Origin of the sequence: Pseudomonas sp. zfem002, from assembly GCF_032621685.1 — a bacterium.
GTDB classification, from domain to species: domain Bacteria; phylum Pseudomonadota; class Gammaproteobacteria; order Pseudomonadales; family Pseudomonadaceae; genus Aquipseudomonas; species Aquipseudomonas japonica.
Map to the genome: position 1 here is coordinate 162,115 of NZ_JAVYJH010000001.1, position 16,162 is coordinate 178,276.

Sequence of the window (16,162 nt, forward strand, 5' to 3'; positions counted from 1 at the left end):
TCGCGGCGGGGCGGCTTTATTAAGGGAGTATTATTCGGGCGTGGCGCCTCTTGAAAATTCGAAGAGGCGCGACAGCCACGGGAAGCAAGTTAGCCGTTGGAGCAGCCGTTACCCATCACACGGTATTCGAGGATATGCTTCTGGCCTTGCGAATCCTCATACGTCATGCGGGCCGGGACCACTTCGCAGACATTCGGGATCTCGCTCATGGAAATGACTTTGGCGATATCCAGGTGTTGCGAATAACTGTACTGTTCAACCGGAATCTGCTCGGCGCCATTATTTGCAAGGTCATCGGCCATGGCCACGCCGCAAACACTACCGAGTACCAAAACCAGTAAAGCTTTCATCTTCAGATCACCTGTTCAAGGTCGAATAAGGGGGCGTAGCGCTTGTGGCGCTACGGTGCAGCAAAGTAGAAGCGGAAAGTTATCGCGGGATTAACGTGCCTTCGTGGGGGCTGTTACCTGAAGTTAATCTCGTTGCCGTTGCTGGCCAGGTGAATTCTAGGGGGTGACCTTGCACTGAAACAGACGATGTTTTGATAAACACTGTTGGCGGAATCCGTAACAATCACCGCGAGAAAAAATCCCGGTACCCTCGGGTACTCCTGGGACTCGCGTTCTAGAGCGGCTGCAGCAGGGGGTGAGGCGAAAAGACCGTGGCGTTACTACCAACGTCGAATGGCCCGGGCGGCTCTGGTACAGTTAAAACGAGGTCATACAAAAACAACTATTACACCGAGGTAACAAAGATGAGTGCGGCTTCCCTGTACCCTGTTCGTCCCGAGGTTGCGGCGAATACCCTGACCGATGAGGCCACCTACAAGGCGATGTATCAGAAGTCGGTGATCAACCCGGACGGCTTCTGGCGTGAGCAGGCTCAGCGCCTCGACTGGATCAAGCCTTTCACCAAGGTCAAGCAGACCTCGTTCGACGACCACCACGTCGACATCAAGTGGTTTGCCGATGGCACCCTGAACGTGTCCTACAACTGCCTTGACCGTCATCTGGCAGAGCGCGGCGACCAGGTCGCAATCATCTGGGAAGGCGACGATCCTTCCGAGCACCGCAACATCACCTACCGCGAGCTGCACGAGCAGGTCTGCAAGTTCGCCAACGCCCTGCGTGGCCAGGACGTGCACCGTGGCGACGTGGTGACCATCTACATGCCGATGATCCCCGAGGCCGTGGTCGCCATGCTGGCCTGTGCCCGCATCGGTGCGATCCACTCCGTGGTCTTCGGCGGCTTCTCCCCGGAGGCCCTGGCCGGTCGGATCATCGACTGCAAGTCCAAGGTGGTGATCACCGCCGACGAGGGCCTGCGTGGCGGCCGTCGTACCCCGCTCAAGGCCAACGTCGACGACGCCTTGACCAACCCGGAAACCAGCAGCATCCAGAAGGTCATCGTGTGCAAGCGCACCGGTTCCGACATCAAGTGGAACCAGCATCGCGACATCTGGTACGAAGACCTGATGAAAGTTGCCGGCAGCGTCTGCGCGCCGAAGGAAATGGGCGCCGAGGAAGCGCTGTTCATCCTCTACACCTCCGGTTCCACCGGCAAGCCGAAGGGCGTGCTGCACACCACCGGCGGCTACCTGGTCTACGCCGCCATGACCCATGAGCGCGTGTTCGACTACCGTCCGGGCGAAATCTACTGGTGCACCGCCGACGTCGGCTGGGTCACCGGCCACAGCTACATCGTCTACGGTCCGCTGGCCAACGGCGCCACCACCCTGCTGTTCGAAGGTGTGCCGAACTATCCGGACATCACCCGGGTGTCGAAGATCGTCGACAAGCACAAGGTCAACATCCTCTACACCGCGCCTACCGCGATCCGCGCCATGATGGCCGAAGGTCAGGCCGCGGTGGCCGGCGCCGACGGCTCCAGCCTGCGCCTGCTGGGCTCGGTGGGCGAGCCGATCAACCCGGAAGCCTGGAACTGGTACTACCAGACCGTCGGCAAGGAGCGTTGCCCGATCGTCGACACCTGGTGGCAGACCGAAACCGGTGGCGTGCTGATCAGCCCGCTGCCAGGCGCCACCGCGCTGAAGCCGGGTTCCGCGACCCGTCCGTTCTTCGGCGTGGTGCCGGCACTGGTGGACAACCTGGGCAACCTGATCGAAGGCGCCGCCGAGGGCAACCTGGTGATCCTCGATTCCTGGCCGGGTCAGGCGCGTTCGCTGTACGGCGACCACGACCGCTTCGTCGACACCTACTTCAAGACCTTCCGCGGCATGTACTTCACCGGTGACGGTGCCCGTCGCGACGAGGATGGTTACTACTGGATCACCGGTCGCGTCGACGACGTGCTCAACGTTTCCGGCCACCGCATGGGCACCGCCGAGATCGAGAGCGCCATGGTCGCCCACCCGAAAGTCGCCGAGGCTGCCGTGGTTGGCGTGCCGCACGACATCAAGGGGCAGGGCATCTATGTCTACGTCACCCTCAATGGCGGCGTGGAGCCGAGCGAGGCGCTGCGCCTGGAGCTGAAGAACTGGGTGCGCAAGGAGATCGGTCCGATTGCCTCGCCGGATGTCATCCAGTGGGCCCCGGGCCTGCCGAAGACCCGTTCGGGCAAGATCATGCGCCGCATCCTGCGCAAGATCGCCACGGCCGAGTACGACGCCCTGGGCGATATCTCGACCCTGGCCGATCCAAGCGTGGTCGCGCACCTGGTCGAGACGCACAAGACCATGAGCGTCGCCTGACTCCGGATAGTTGCATAACCCCTGTGGGGGCTCGCTCCCACAGGCTCATCAGGTAACTCAGCGAAAAACCGAAGGCCCCACCGATATCGTTTCGGATGGGGCCTTCGGTTTTTTTGTTACTTCGACTTTCATCGGTAACCGTCCTGTCACCGTATTCGTACGAAAACGGGGTGTATGGAAACGGTGATGTTCTATTCTAGTGCGTGTTCGTTCAGGTTTTCCGACACTCGAATGGCTGGGCTTGCCGGATTGCAAGGGTTTGCCAATAATGGGCCCGGTTATTGCTTCGGTTACAGGTTATTTGTTTTTCGCTTTTGCATATTCCCCCGAAACTGTCAATATCTCCCGGCCGCTCTTCCTGCGCTTCTGTAACTACTTGTCGCATTGAAGAAATATCGGCTTCCGAGCTGTCGTTAAAATGCCGATCACTCGCTCGTGGCACCTGACCGGTGGTCCGGCCCTGCGCGGCTCTGCGTTGTACCCATTTGCATAGCGGGCAGTCGAACTGCCTGGTATCGCCCTTTACCAATGGAGTTCCCAGATGAAGAAACTCGCACTGCTTGGCGCCCTCGCGCTATCCGTGTTTTCCCTGGTATCGCTGGCTGACGAGAAACCGCTGAAAATCGGTATCGAGGCCGCCTACCCACCTTTCGCTTCGAAAGCACCGGACGGCAGCATCGTCGGTTTCGACTACGACATCGGCAACGCCCTGTGCGAAGAGATGAAGGTCAAGTGCCAGTGGGTCGAGCAGGAGTTCGATGGTCTGATCCCGGCGCTGAAGGTACGCAAGATCGACGCGATCCTGTCGTCCATGTCGATCACCGACGACCGCAAGAAGTCCGTCGACTTCACCAAGCGCTACTACCTGACCCCGGCTCGCCTGGTGATGAAGGAAGGCAGCACCGTCAGCGACAGCCTGGCCGAACTGCAAGGCAAGAAGATCGGCGTCCAGCGCGGCTCGATCCACGACCGCTTCGCCAAGGAAGTCCTGGCTCCGAAGGGCGCGGTCATCGTTCCTTACGGCACCCAGAACGAAATCTACCTGGACATCACCGCCGGTCGTCTGGACGGCTCCGTGGCCGATGCCACCCTGCTGGAAGACGGTTTCCTGAAGACCGATGCCGGCAAGGGCTATGCTTTCGTCGGGCCTGCGTTCACCGATGCGAAATACTTCGGTGACGGTATCGGCATCGCCGTGCGCAAGGGCGACACTGCCAACCTGGAGCGCATCAACGCCGCCATCGCCGCTATCCGTGCCAATGGCAAGTACAAGGCGATCCAGGACAAGTACTTCAACTTCGATATCTACGGCCCGGAAAGCAACTGACCGACGCCGTGTCACCTGCTCAATGGTGCAAGCAGCAGAAGCGCTGAGGCTTGCACCATTTTTTCATCCCTAAGGTCGAGGACCTCATCATGTTGAAAGGCTACGGGGCAGTCATCCTCGATGGAGCGTGGCTGACGCTACAGCTCGCCTTGTCGTCCATGGCCCTGGCCATCGTGCTCGGCCTGATCGGCGTGGCCCTGCGCCTGTCGCCGGTGCGCTGGCTGGCCTGGCTGGGCGATCTGTATGCCACGGTGATCCGCGGTATTCCCGATCTGGTACTGATCCTGCTGATCTTCTACGGCGGCCAGGACATCCTCAACCGCGTCGCGCCGCTGCTGGGTTATGACGATTACATCGACCTCAATCCGCTGGTCGCGGGTGTCGGCACCCTGGGCTTCATCTTCGGTGCCTACCTGTCGGAAACCTTCCGTGGCGCCTTCATGGCGATCCCGAAAGGCCAGGCCGAGGCCGGCATGGCCTACGGCATGAGCAGCCTGCAGATCTTCTTCCGGGTGCTGGTGCCGCAGATGATCCGCCTGGCGATTCCCGGCTTCACCAACAACTGGCTGGTACTGACCAAGGCGACCGCGCTGATTTCGGTGGTGGGCCTGCAGGACATGATGTTCAAGGCCAAGCAGGCGGCCGACGCCACCCGCGAGCCTTTCACCTTCTTCCTGGCGGTGGCTGCGCTGTACCTGGTGCTCACCAGTGTCTCGCTGCTGGCCCTGCGTTACCTGGAAAAACGCTACTCGGTAGGCGTAAAGGCGGCTGAACTATGATCTTCGACTACAACGTCATCTGGGAGGCGCTGCCGCTGTACTTCGGCGGTCTGCTGACCACGCTCAAACTGCTGGCGATCTCCCTGTTCTTCGGCCTGCTGAGCGCGATCCCGCTGGGTCTGATGCGGGTCTCGAAGCAGCCGCTGGTGAACTTCGTCGCCTGGCTCTACACCTACGTGATCCGCGGTACGCCGATGCTGGTCCAGCTGTTCCTGATCTACTACGGTCTGGCCCAGTTCCAGGTGGTGCGCGAGAGCTTCCTCTGGCCGTGGCTGTCCAGCGCGACCTTCTGTGCCTGCATGGCCTTCGCCATCAACACCAGCGCCTATACCGCGGAAATCATCGCCGGCAGCCTCAAGGCCACGCCTCACGGCGAGATCGAGGCGGCCAAGGCGGTGGGCATGTCGCGCTACAAGATGTACCGCCGCATTCTGCTGCCGTCGGCCCTGCGCCGTGCCCTGCCGCAGTACAGCAACGAAGTGATCATGATGCTGCAGACCACCAGTCTGGCGTCCATCGTGACCCTGATCGACATCACCGGTGCCGCGCGAACCGTCAACGCCCAGTACTACCTGCCGTTCGAGGCCTACATCACCGCCGGCGTGTTCTACCTGTGCATGACCTTCATCCTGGTCCGCCTGTTCAAGCTTGCCGAACGCCGCTGGCTCGGCTACCTGGCGCCGCGCAAGGGCTGATGCCCGCGGCCAACTTATCGCCCTGGGCCTGTGCCCGCGACCGAACGCTATGTGAGAACCGACAGCATGTACAAACTCGAAATCCAGGATCTGCATAAACGCTACGGCAGCCATGAAGTGCTCAAGGGCGTCTCCTTGGCCGCCAAGGCCGGCGACGTGATCAGCATCATCGGCTCCAGTGGTTCGGGCAAAAGTACCTTCCTGCGCTGCATCAACCTGCTGGAGCAGCCGCACGCCGGCAAGATCCTGCTGAACAATGAAGAACTCAAGCTGGTGCCGAACAAGGACGGTGCGCTCAAGGCCGCCGATCCCAAGCAGCTGCAGCGCATGCGCTCGCGCCTGTCGATGGTGTTCCAGCACTTCAATCTGTGGTCGCACATGACCGCCCTGGAAAACATCATCGAAGCCCCGGTGCACGTGCTCGGGGTGAGCAAGAAGGAAGCCCTGGAAAAGGCCGAGCACTACCTGGCCAAGGTCGGCGTCGCGCACCGCAAGGACGCATACCCCGGGCATATGTCCGGTGGCGAGCAGCAGCGCGTGGCGATCGCCCGGGCGCTGGCGATGGAGCCGGAAGTGATGCTGTTCGACGAGCCGACCTCGGCACTCGACCCGGAACTGGTGGGTGACGTGCTCAAGGTCATGCAGTCGCTGGCCCAGGAAGGCCGCACCATGGTGGTGGTGACCCACGAAATGGGCTTCGCCCGCGAGGTTTCCAACCAACTGGTGTTCCTCCACAAGGGCCTGGTGGAAGAGGCTGGCAACCCGCGGGAAGTGCTGGTCAATCCGCAGTCGGAGCGCCTGCAGCAGTTCCTCTCCGGCAGCCTGAAATAAGTCGGCATGCTTCAAGGCTGCCGCTTTGCACCAAAATAGGTCATGCTGCGCCGCCCGCGCAGCGTGCACCACGCATCACTCGGCTCGTCTACCCTGACGGGCAGCAGACTCACTTCAGGTTTCGGACTACACCCCATGACCACCCAGCGAATCGGTTTTCTCATCTGGCCCAGCACCAAGGCTCTGACCCTGGCGCTTGCGGAAGAGGTATTGCGGGTGGCGCAGAAGGTCCACCCGGAAGTGGCCTACGAGCTGGCCTTCCTCCAGGCCGAGGCACCGCTCGAGGGTGACTGGCGCTTGCCGGGCGAGCCGTGGACCGGGCGCCTGGAAAATTGCCAGAAGCTGTTCCTGCTCGCCGACGAGCCGCCACTGGCGGTCGGCGCGGCGCTGGGTGCGGCGCTCAAGCAACTGGTGCGTTCCGGTTGCGTGGTCGGCGGGTTGTCGGCGGGGGTTTATCCACTGGCGCAACTGGGCTTGCTGGACGGCTACCGTGCTGCGGTGCACTGGCGCTGGCAGGATGATTTCACCGAGCGTTTCCCCAAGGTCATCGCCACCAGCCATCTGTTCGACTGGGATCGCGATCGCCTGACCGCCTGCGGCGGCATGTCGGTGGTCGACCTGTTGCTGGCAGTGCTGGCGCGGGACCACGGGGCCGAGCTGGCGGGGGCGGTGTCCGAGGAACTGGTGGTCGAGCGCATCCGCGAGGGCGGCGAGCGTCAGCGCATTCCGCTGCAGAATCGCCTCGGCTCCAGTCATCCGAAGCTGACCCAGGCCGTGCTGCTGATGGAAGCCAATATCGAAGAGCCGCTGACCACCGACGAGATCGCCCAGCATGTCTGTGTCTCGCGCCGGCAACTGGAGCGGATCTTCAAGCAGTACCTGAACCGGGTGCCGAGCCAGTACTACCTGGAGCTGAGGTTGAACAAGGCGCGGCAGATGCTGATGCAGACCAGCAAGTCGATCATCCAGATCGGGCTGTCCTGCGGTTTTTCTTCCGGCCCGCATTTCTCCAGTGCCTACCGCAACTTCTTCGGCGCGACGCCGCGGGAAGATCGCAACCAGCGGCGCAGCAGCTCACCGTTCGAGCTGTCCTCGGTGCCTGCCGAGCGCGGCTGATCTTGCGGCGCGGCCTCCTCGTAGGAGCGAGGCTTGCCCGCGAAGGACCGCGCAGCGGTCCCAGGCCTCAATTTCGTCGCACGACAAGCCAGCGCCTACAGAGTCTTCACGGCTGGTGACCCGGCGGTCAGGCAGTGCGAATTTCCTTCCTTCCCAAACCCTTAGATTCTCCCCGCCAACCCCTCGCTCCGTTTAAACTGCGCCTTTGCGACCCTATTTGTCGCATTGCCGAAAGCCTTGGCAAAACAGGGTTTGGCGCTATAAGAAGTTGTCGCTTGGCGGCAAGGCCAGGCGTTCATCTCTCCTTACAATCCCCCCATCGCTCGCCAGTTCCAGGCAGGCGTTCCTCTTCAGGAGACTCCGATGTCCGTTGAGCAAGCTCCGGTGCAACGCGCCGATTTCGACCAGGTAATGGTTCCCAACTATGCGCCAGCCGCCTTCATTCCCGTGCGCGGCGCCGGATCCCGAGTCTGGGACCAGTCGGGCCGCGAGCTGATCGATTTCGCCGGCGGCATCGCCGTTAACGTCCTGGGGCATGCCCACCCGGCACTGGTCAGCGCGCTGACCGAACAGGCCAACAAGCTGTGGCATGTGTCCAACGTCTTCACCAACGAGCCAGCCCTGCAGCTGGCCCGCAAGCTGGTCGACGCGACCTTCGCCGACCGTGCGTTCTTCTGCAACTCCGGCGCCGAGGCCAACGAGGCCGCGTTCAAGCTGGCCCGTCGCGTCGCTCACGACCGCTTCGGCCCGGAAAAACACGAGATCATCGCCACCGTCAACAGCTTCCACGGACGTACCCTGTTCACCGTCAGCGTTGGCGGCCAGCCGAAGTACTCCGATGGTTTCGGGCCGAAGATCACCGGTATCAGCCATGTGCCGTACAACGACCTGGAAGCGCTGAAAGCGCAGATCTCCGACAAGACCTGCGCCGTGGTGATCGAGCCGATCCAGGGCGAGAGCGGTGTGGTCCCGGCCGACAAGGCCTACCTGCAAGGCGCTCGCGAGCTGTGCGACAAGCACAACGCGCTGCTGATCTTCGACGAAGTGCAGACCGGCGTCGGGCGTACCGGCGAGCTGTATGCCTACATGCACTACGGCGTGACCCCGGACATCCTCTCCAGCGCCAAGAGCCTGGGCGGCGGTTTCCCGATCGGCGCGATCCTGACCACCAACGACCTGGCCAAGCACCTGGCCGTCGGCACCCACGGCACCACCTACGGCGGCAACCCGCTGGCCTGCGCCGTCGCCAACGCCGTGCTGGACATCGTCAACACCCCTGAAGTGCTGGCGGGCGTCAAGGCCAAGCACGAGCGCTTCAAGGCACGCCTGGAACAGATCGGCAAGCAGTACGACCTGTTCAGCCAGGTTCGCGGCATGGGCCTGCTGATCGGCTGCGTGCTGACCGAGCAGTGGAAGGGCAAGGCCAAGGACGTGTTCAACGCCGCCGAGCAGGAAGGCCTGATGGTGCTCCAGGCCGGCCCGGACGTGGTGCGTTTCGCCCCGAGCCTGGTGGTCGAGGATGCCGACATCGACGAAGGTCTGGACCGCTTCGAGCGCGCTGCCGCCAAGCTGACCCAGGCCTGATCCACCCCGCAGGACCGTCGCTGGCCGGCCACCGGCCAGCGAACCGATTTCCCGTGGCCTGTGCCCGTTGCGCACACGCCGCTTTTTTTGCGCCGACGGATGTCGGCCCGTAGACCCGAAAGGAGTGACACCATGCTGGTGATGCGCCCCGCGCAAATGGCTGACCTGGATGAAGTACAGCGTCTGGCTGCGGACAGTCCCATTGGTGTCACGTCCCTGCCGGATGATGCCGGTCGACTGGGCGACAAGATCGCTGCCTCGGAAACCTCGTTCGCCGCCGAAGTCAGTTTCAACGGCGAGGAGAGTTATTTCTTCGTGCTCGAGGACCTGAGCAGCGGCAAGCTGGTCGGCTGCTCGGCCATCGTCGCGTCCGCCGGCTATTCCGAGCCGTTCTACAGCTTCCGCAACGAGACCTTCGTGCATGCGTCCCGCGAGCTGAAGATCCACAACAAGATCCATGTGCTCTCGCAGTGCCATGACCTCACCGGCAACAGCCTGCTGACCAGTTTCTATGTGCTGCCGGAGCTGGTGAACAGCGGCTGGGCCGAGTTGAACTCGCGCGGCCGCCTGCTGTTCATGGCCGCCCACCCCGAGCGTTTCGCCGAGTCGGTGGTCACCGAGATCGTCGGCTACAGCGACGAGAACGGCGACTCGCCGTTCTGGGACGCCATCGGGCGCAACTTCTTCGATCTCAACTACGCCGAGGCGGAGCGTCTGTGCGGCCTGAAGAGCCGTACCTTCCTCGCCGAGCTGATGCCGCACTACCCGATCTACGTGCCGCTGCTGCCGGACGCCGCGCAGGAAGCCATGGGCCAGGTGCATCCGCGGGCGCAGATCACCTTCGACATCCTCATGCGCGAAGGCTTCGAGACCGATCACTACATCGATATTTTCGACGGCGGCCCGACCCTGCATGCGCGGGTTTCCGGCATCCGTTCGATCGCCCAGAGCCGGGTCGTACCGGTCAAGCTGCAGGAGCAGCCGACCAAGGGCGGCCGTCAGTACCTGGTGTCCAACGGCCAGTTGCAGGATTACCGCGCGGTACTGCTGGAGCTGGACTGGGTACCGGGCAAGCCCGTTCACCTGAGCCAGGAAGCCGTCGAGGCCCTGGGTGTCGGCGAAGGCGCCAGCGTGCGCCTGGTCGCGGTTTGAAGCGGACTGCCGTTTGATACAGAGAGTTACCGGCCGAGTTTCGCGGATGCCCACAGGCATCCGCCCGAGGAGATAGCATGATCGTTCGTCCCGTACGCAGCAGCGACCTTCCAGCGCTGATCGAGCTGGCGCGCAGCACCGGCACCGGCCTGACCACCTTGCCGGCCAACGAGGAACGCCTGGCCCACCGGGTCGGCTGGGCCGAGAAGACCTTCCGCGGCGAAGCCGAGCGCGGCGACGCGGACTACCTGTTCGTGCTGGAGAACGACGACGGTGTGGTCGTCGGCATTTCCGCCATCGCCGGCGCCGTCGGCCTGCGCGAGCCCTGGTACAACTACCGGGTAGGCCTGACCGTCAGCGCCTCCCAGGAACTGAAGATCTACCGGGAAATCCCCACCCTGTTCCTGGCCAACGACCTGACCGGCAACTCCGAGCTGTGCTCGCTGTTCCTGCGGGCCGACAGCCGTACCGGGCTCAACGGCCGCCTGTTGTCCAAGGCACGGATGCTGTTCATCGCCGAGTTCCCCGAGCTGTTCGGCAACAAGATCATCGCCGAGATGCGCGGCATGTCCGACGAGCAGGGCCGTTCGCCGTTCTGGGAAAGCCTGGGCCGGCACTTCTTCAAGATGGAGTTCAGCCAGGCCGACTACCTCACCGGCGTCGGCAACAAGGCCTTCATCGCCGAGCTGATGCCGAAGTTCCCGCTGTACACCTGCTTCCTCTCGGAAGCGGCGCGCAACGTCATCGGGCGTGTCCACAGCGACACCGAGCCGGCGCTGGCGATGCTCAAGAGCGAGGGCTTCAGCTACCAGGGCTACGTCGACATCTTCGACGCAGGCCCGGCCATCGAATGCGAAACCCGCAAGATTCGCGCGGTACAGGACAGCCAGAACCTGGTCCTGGCCGTCGGCACGCCGGGCGATGACGCCCCGGCCTACATCATTCACAACCGCAAGCGCGAAGACTGCCGCATCGCCGCGGCGCCGGCACGCCTGGCGGCCGGCACCCTGGTGGTCGATCCCAAGACCGCCAAGCGCCTGCGCCTGAGCGCCGGCGACCAGGTGCGCGCCGTTCCGCTGTCCGCTGCCCGGGAGGCCAAATAATGACCACTCACTACATCGCAGGCCAATGGCTGGCTGGCCAGGGTGATGCCCTGCAATCCCTGAACCCGGTGACCCAGGCAGTGATCTGGGAAGGCCGCGGCGCCAACGCGGCGCAGGTCGAGCAGGCCGTCGCCGCCGCACGCCAGGCATTCCCGGGGTGGGCGCGGCAGTCGCTGGACATGCGCATCGCCGTGCTGGAAGCCTTCGCCGCGCAACTGAAGGCCAGCGCCGAGGCGCTGGCCCACTGCATCGGTGAGGAAACCGGCAAGCCGCTGTGGGAAGCCGCCACCGAAGTGACCAGCATGGTCAACAAGGTCGCCATCTCGGTACAGAGCTACCGCGAGCGCACCGGCGAGAAGAGCGGCCCGCTGGCCGATGCCACCGCCGTGCTGCGGCACAAGCCCCATGGCGTGGTGGCGGTGTTCGGTCCGTACAACTTCCCGGGGCACCTGCCCAACGGTCATATCGTCCCGGCACTGCTGGCGGGTAACGCGGTGGTGTTCAAGCCCAGCGAGCTGACGCCCAAGGTTGCCGAGCTGACCGTCAAGTGCTGGATCGACGCCGGTCTGCCGGCAGGCGTGCTCAACCTGGTGCAGGGCGCGCGGGAAACCGGCGTGGCCCTGGCCGCCAATCCGGGTATCGACGGCCTGTTCTTCACCGGCTCCAGCCGCACCGGCAACCTGTTGCACCAACAGTTCTCCGGGCGCCCGGACAAGATCCTGGCCCTGGAAATGGGCGGCAACAACCCGCTGGTGGTGGACGAGGTCAAGGACCTCGACGCCGCGGTCTACACCATCATCCAGTCCGCCTTCATCTCCGCCGGCCAGCGCTGCACCTGCGCGCGCCGCCTGCTGGTGCCGCAGGGTGCCTGGGGCGACTCGCTGCTGGCGCGGCTGGTCGAGGTCAGCAAGAACATTTCGGTCGGTGCCTTCGACCAGCAGCCGCCGCCGTTCATGGGCTCGGTGGTATCCCTGGCCGCAGCCAAGGCGCTGATGGACGCCCAGGCCCAACTGCTGGCCAACGGTGCCACCGCGTTGCTGGAAATGACCCAGCCGCAGGCCAGCGCCGCGCTGCTGACCCCGGGCATCCTCGATGTCAGCGCGGTGGCCGGACGTCCCGATGAAGAGTTCTTCGGCCCGCTGCTGCAGGTGATCCGCTACGCCGATTTCCCGGCGGCCATCGCCGAAGCCAACGACACCCAGTACGGCCTCGCCGCCGGCCTGTTGTCGGACTCCCATGCGCGCTACCAGCAGTTCTGGCTGGAAAGCCGCGCCGGTATCGTCAACTGGAACAAGCAACTGACCGGCGCCGCCAGCAGCGCGCCGTTCGGCGGCGTCGGTGCCAGCGGCAACCACCGCGCCAGCGCCTACTACGCGGCGGATTACTGCGCCTACCCGGTGGCTTCGCTGGAGACCGCGAGCCTTGTCCTGCCTGCCACGCTGACGCCCGGCGTCGCCCTATAACAACAGGTTCACGGAGCCTTGACCGATGAAATCGTTTGAAGTGAATTTTGACGGGCTGGTCGGACCAACCCACAACTACGGTGGCCTGTCCTACGGCAACGTAGCCTCGCAGAGCAACAGCCAGCAGGGCTCCAACCCGCGCGAAGCGGCGCGTCAGGGCCTGGCGAAGATGAAGGCCCTGGCCGACATGGGCTTCCAGCAGGGCGTGCTGGCGCCGCAGGAGCGCCCGGATGTGGCCGCGCTGCGTCGCCTGGGCTTCAGCGGCAGCGATGCCGAAGTGATCCAGCGCGCGGCGAAAGAAGCCATGCCGCTGCTGGTCGCCAGTTGCTCGGCGTCGAGCATGTGGGTGGCCAACGCCGCCACGGTCAGCCCGAGCGCCGACACCGCCGACGGCCGCGTGCATTTCACCGCCGCCAACCTCAACTGCAAGTATCACCGCAGCATCGAGCACCCGACCACCAGCCGCGTGCTGCAGGCGATGTTCGCCGACCAGCAGCGCTTCGCCCACCACGCCGCGCTGCCGGCGGTGGCGCAGTTCGGCGACGAAGGCGCGGCCAACCACACGCGCTTCTGCCGTGCCTACGGCGAGCCGGGCGTGGAGTTCTTCGTGTTCGGTCGCAGTGCCTTCGACACCCGTTATCCGGCGCCGCAGAAATACCCGGCGCGGCAGACCCTGGAAGCCTCGCAGGCCGTGGCTCGTCTGCACGGTCTGACGGACGATGGCGTGGTCTATGCTCAGCAGAATCCGGCGGTGATCGATCAGGGCGTGTTCCACAACGACGTGATCGCGGTGGGCAACGGCGAGGTGCTGTTCTATCACGAGGACGCCTTCCTGGAGACCGAGCGGGTCCTGGCCGAACTGAAGGACAAGCTGGCCCGGCGTGGCGGCAACTTCAAGGCCGTGTGCGTGCCGCGGGCCCAGGTTTCGGTGGAGGACGCCGTGCGTTCCTACCTGTTCAACAGCCAGCTGCTGTCCCGCGACGACGGCTCCATGCTGCTGATCGTGCCGGAAGAATGCCGCAACAACGAGCGGGTCTGGACCTACCTCAACGGCCTGACCAGCCAGGGCGGCACCATTGCCGAGGTGCGCGTGTTCGACCTCAAGCAGAGCATGCAGAACGGCGGTGGCCCGGCTTGCCTGCGCCTGCGCGTGGCGCTGAATGAAACGGAACTGGCGGCGGTCAATCCAGGGGTTATCATGACCGCCTCGCTGTACGACACCCTGACCCAGTGGGTCGACCGGCACTACCGCGATCGCCTGAGCGAAAGCGACCTGGCCGATCCGCAACTGCTGGTGGAGTGCCGCACGGCGCTGGATGAACTGACCCGGATCCTCAAGCTGGGCTCGGTCTATCCGTTCCAACTCAACCCCTGAAAGAGACCCGAACATGTCCGACGCCCTGCAACTGATCCTTGAAGACGAAGATGGTAACCAGCGTGAAGTATCCAGCAGCCGCTTTGCGGTGATCTGGCAGGGCAAGGAAGTGTGGATCCAGCAGGACGGTCGCGGTCAGTTGCTGATCGGCGTCGACGTCGAGGAAGGTGACACCGAGTACGCCAACCTGCTGCTGCGCCCGCTGGCGACCAACCTGGTCAGCCTGCAACTGGAAATGGAGCCGGCGGACGCCGGCGACGATGACGATCACGTCCACGGTCCCGATTGCGGACATCATCACTAAGGAACGACACCATGCTCGCCCTCGGCAAACTCCTTGATCTGACCCTGGCCGGTCGCGAACCGGCCGAGAAGACCCAGACGACAGTTCAAGGCGTGCGTTTGCGCTGGTTGGCCGAGGGCGCGCTGGAAGTCCGTCCGCCGGAGTCGCGGGACAGCGGCCTGGACATTCTTCTGTCCGCGGGTATCCACGGCAACGAAACCGCGCCGATCGAGCTGCTCGACGACCTGCTGGGGCGCATCGCCAAGGGCGAAGTCCAGCCACGGGCGCGGATCCTCTTCCTGTTCGGCAATCCCGAGGCGATTCGTCGCGGCGAGCGTTACATCGAGCAGGACGTCAATCGCCTGTTCAATGGCCGCCATGAGTTGACCAGCGGCTCGGAAGCCTTGCGCGCCGGCGACCTGGAGCATCTGGCTGCGACCTTCTTCAGCGTGCCGGGGCGTACCCGGTTGCACTACGACCTGCACACCGCGATTCGCGGGTCGAAGATCGAGCAGTTCGCGCTCTACCCTTATAAAGAGGGGCGCCAGCATTCCCGTCGCGAACTGGCCCGGCTGCGCGCCGCTGGCATGGAAGCGGTGCTGCTGCAGAGCAAGACCTCGATCACCTTCACCGCCTACACCTACGAAAAGCTGGAGGCCGAGTCCTTCACCCTGGAACTGGGCAAGGCGCGGCCGTTCGGGCAGAACCAGCAGGTCAACCTGGAGCGCCTGGAAGCGAGGCTGATCCAGATCATCGAGGGCACCGAGCCGGAACACGCCGGCGAGCTCGACGGCCTGCAGCTGTTCAGCGTCGCCCGCGAAATCATCAAGCACAGCGATGCCTTCCACCTGCACCTGCCGGCGGATATCGAGAACTTCTCGGAGTTGTCCCGTGGTTACCTGCTGGCGGAGGATCTGGCGGACACGCGCTGGATCGTCGAGGAGGAGGGCGCGCGGATCATCTTCCCCAATCCCAAGGTGAAGAACGGGCTGCGGGCGGGGATCCTGATCGTCCCGGCCTCGACCGAGGGCTTGGGCGTTTAGGGACTGCTTTGCAGTCCTTCGCAGGCAAGCCAGCTCCTGCGAAGGGAGGCCCGCACATCCCCCCGTAGGAGCGTGGCTTGCCCGCGAAGGGACCGCAAAGCGGTCCCCCCGAGATCACTCAGTCAGACCGCCACTTTCTGCGGCACGTCATGGCGCCGCAGCGCGCGCAGTTTCAGCAGGGTATCGGCACAGGTATTCGCCGCCTCCTGGCCCTTCAACACGAAATGCTCGTAGAAGAACTTCTGGTGCTCGTCGCCGGCATGGAAGTGATGCGGGGTCAGTACCACCGAGAACACCGGCACTTCGGTTTCCAGCTGCACCTGCATCAGCCCGTTGATTACCGCCTGGGCGACGAACTCGTGACGGTACAGGCCGCCATCCACCACCAGGCCGGCGGCGACGATGGCACCATAGCGGCCGCCGCGGGCCAGCAGCTTGGCGTGCAGCGGGATCTCGAACGCGCCACCGACTTCGTAGAAGTCGATATCAGCGGCCTGATAGCCATGCTTGGCCATCTCCTCGACGAAACCTTTCTTGCTCTGATCGACAATATCTTTGTGCCAGCATGCCTGGACGAAAGCGATTCGTTCGTTACCGTGGCTCTTGCTGTCGATTGGGGTTGCTTGCATTGAAACGGACTCCTGTTCGCATGGGAAACAGGGCATCTGGATCGAAGGGGATGGTCGCCGCGACGCCTCTGG

Annotated in this window: 15 protein-coding genes; 13 read left to right on the forward strand and 2 right to left on the reverse strand. The window is 63.8% G+C overall.

The features are described 5' to 3' along the window. Positions 1-89: 89 nt before the first annotated feature. Positions 90-350 carry a DUF2790 domain-containing protein gene (locus RTI28_RS00690; RefSeq protein WP_042124467.1) on the reverse strand — a complete coding sequence of 87 codons (261 nt, stop codon included), beginning with the start codon at positions 348-350 and terminating at the stop codon, positions 90-92. Between the two features lie 404 nt (positions 351-754). Between RTI28_RS00690 and acs the strand changes: the two genes are divergently transcribed. The 13 genes from acs (at position 755) to astE (ending at position 15,461) form a co-directional block, all read left to right on the forward strand. Further along, positions 755-2,710, forward strand: a complete 1,956-nt coding sequence (gene acs / locus RTI28_RS00695) for an acetate--CoA ligase (protein WP_316918677.1) — start codon at positions 755-757, stop codon at positions 2,708-2,710. Positions 2,711-3,251: 541 nt separating this feature from the next. Continuing rightward, positions 3,252-4,037 carry an ABC transporter substrate-binding protein gene (locus RTI28_RS00700; protein WP_316918678.1) on the forward strand — a complete coding sequence of 262 codons (786 nt, stop codon included), beginning with the start codon at positions 3,252-3,254 and terminating at the stop codon, positions 4,035-4,037. An 89-nt stretch (positions 4,038-4,126) separates the two neighbouring features. Further along, positions 4,127-4,816, forward strand: coding sequence for an ABC transporter permease (locus RTI28_RS00705; protein ID WP_316918679.1), 690 nt, complete (start codon positions 4,127-4,129; stop codon positions 4,814-4,816). Beyond that, positions 4,813-5,511, forward strand: coding sequence for an ABC transporter permease (locus RTI28_RS00710; protein ID WP_316918680.1), 699 nt, complete (start codon positions 4,813-4,815; stop codon positions 5,509-5,511). The genes RTI28_RS00705 and RTI28_RS00710 overlap by 4 nt, the downstream gene beginning before the upstream one ends. 66 nt (positions 5,512-5,577) lie before the next feature. Further along, entirely contained in the window at positions 5,578-6,342 is a 765-nt protein-coding gene (locus RTI28_RS00715; RefSeq protein ID WP_042124478.1) for an ABC transporter ATP-binding protein, read from the forward strand. A gap of 135 nt (positions 6,343-6,477) precedes the next feature. After that, positions 6,478-7,458 carry a transcriptional regulator ArgR gene (gene argR, locus RTI28_RS00720; RefSeq protein ID WP_316918681.1) on the forward strand — a complete coding sequence of 327 codons (981 nt, stop codon included), beginning with the start codon at positions 6,478-6,480 and terminating at the stop codon, positions 7,456-7,458. A 363-nt stretch (positions 7,459-7,821) separates the two neighbouring features. Then, positions 7,822-9,042 carry an aspartate aminotransferase family protein gene (locus RTI28_RS00725; protein WP_316918682.1) on the forward strand — a complete coding sequence of 407 codons (1,221 nt, stop codon included), beginning with the start codon at positions 7,822-7,824 and terminating at the stop codon, positions 9,040-9,042. 132 nt (positions 9,043-9,174) lie between these two features. Further along, positions 9,175-10,194 carry an arginine/ornithine succinyltransferase subunit alpha gene (gene aruF, locus RTI28_RS00730; RefSeq protein WP_316918683.1) on the forward strand — a complete coding sequence of 340 codons (1,020 nt, stop codon included), beginning with the start codon at positions 9,175-9,177 and terminating at the stop codon, positions 10,192-10,194. A gap of 77 nt (positions 10,195-10,271) precedes the next feature. After that, positions 10,272-11,297, forward strand: a complete 1,026-nt coding sequence (astA, locus tag RTI28_RS00735; RefSeq protein ID WP_316918684.1) for an arginine N-succinyltransferase — start codon at positions 10,272-10,274, stop codon at positions 11,295-11,297. After that, entirely contained in the window at positions 11,294-12,760 is a 1,467-nt protein-coding gene (astD, locus tag RTI28_RS00740) for a succinylglutamate-semialdehyde dehydrogenase (RefSeq protein WP_316919098.1), read from the forward strand. Before astA ends, astD begins: the two co-directional genes overlap by 4 nt. A gap of 25 nt (positions 12,761-12,785) precedes the next feature. Then, positions 12,786-14,135, forward strand: coding sequence for an N-succinylarginine dihydrolase (gene astB, locus RTI28_RS00745; RefSeq protein WP_316918685.1), 1,350 nt, complete (start codon positions 12,786-12,788; stop codon positions 14,133-14,135). 13 nt (positions 14,136-14,148) lie between these two features. Continuing rightward, the gene (locus RTI28_RS00750) at positions 14,149-14,439 is read left to right on the forward strand and encodes a topoisomerase II (protein WP_042124493.1); all 291 of its coding nucleotides are present in this window, start codon (positions 14,149-14,151) and stop codon (positions 14,437-14,439) included. A gap of 11 nt (positions 14,440-14,450) precedes the next feature. After that, a complete protein-coding gene (gene astE / locus RTI28_RS00755; protein ID WP_316918686.1) occupies positions 14,451-15,461 on the forward strand; it encodes a succinylglutamate desuccinylase in 1,011 nt (336 codons plus the stop codon). Positions 15,462-15,583: 122 nt separating this feature from the next. Here astE and RTI28_RS00760 read toward each other — a convergent pair whose 3' ends face one another. Next, positions 15,584-16,090 (reverse strand): 6,7-dimethyl-8-ribityllumazine synthase, encoded by a 507-nt coding sequence (locus RTI28_RS00760; RefSeq protein WP_316918687.1) that lies wholly within the window; start codon positions 16,088-16,090, stop codon positions 15,584-15,586. Between the last annotated feature and the right edge of the window lie 72 nt (positions 16,091-16,162).

Bases quoted from the DNA above. Each gene is read 5' to 3' on its own strand.
- argR (WP_316918681.1), top strand. From the start codon at position 6,478: ATGACCACCCAGCGAATCGGTTTTCTCATCTGGCCCAGCACCAAGGCT.
- RTI28_RS00750 (WP_042124493.1), top strand. From the start codon at position 14,149: ATGTCCGACGCCCTGCAACTGATCCTTGAAGACGAAGATGGTAACCAG.
- RTI28_RS00690 (WP_042124467.1), bottom strand. From the start codon at position 350: ATGAAAGCTTTACTGGTTTTGGTACTCGGTAGTGTTTGCGGCGTGGCC.
- astE (WP_316918686.1), top strand. From the start codon at position 14,451: ATGCTCGCCCTCGGCAAACTCCTTGATCTGACCCTGGCCGGTCGCGAA.
- RTI28_RS00725 (WP_316918682.1), top strand. From the start codon at position 7,822: ATGTCCGTTGAGCAAGCTCCGGTGCAACGCGCCGATTTCGACCAGGTA.
- astB (WP_316918685.1), top strand. From the start codon at position 12,786: ATGAAATCGTTTGAAGTGAATTTTGACGGGCTGGTCGGACCAACCCAC.
- RTI28_RS00710 (WP_316918680.1), top strand. From the start codon at position 4,813: ATGATCTTCGACTACAACGTCATCTGGGAGGCGCTGCCGCTGTACTTC.
- RTI28_RS00760 (WP_316918687.1), bottom strand. From the start codon at position 16,090: ATGCAAGCAACCCCAATCGACAGCAAGAGCCACGGTAACGAACGAATC.
- RTI28_RS00700 (WP_316918678.1), top strand. From the start codon at position 3,252: ATGAAGAAACTCGCACTGCTTGGCGCCCTCGCGCTATCCGTGTTTTCC.
- astA (WP_316918684.1), top strand. From the start codon at position 10,272: ATGATCGTTCGTCCCGTACGCAGCAGCGACCTTCCAGCGCTGATCGAG.
- acs (WP_316918677.1), top strand. From the start codon at position 755: ATGAGTGCGGCTTCCCTGTACCCTGTTCGTCCCGAGGTTGCGGCGAAT.
- RTI28_RS00705 (WP_316918679.1), top strand. From the start codon at position 4,127: ATGTTGAAAGGCTACGGGGCAGTCATCCTCGATGGAGCGTGGCTGACG.
- RTI28_RS00715 (WP_042124478.1), top strand. From the start codon at position 5,578: ATGTACAAACTCGAAATCCAGGATCTGCATAAACGCTACGGCAGCCAT.
- aruF (WP_316918683.1), top strand. From the start codon at position 9,175: ATGCTGGTGATGCGCCCCGCGCAAATGGCTGACCTGGATGAAGTACAG.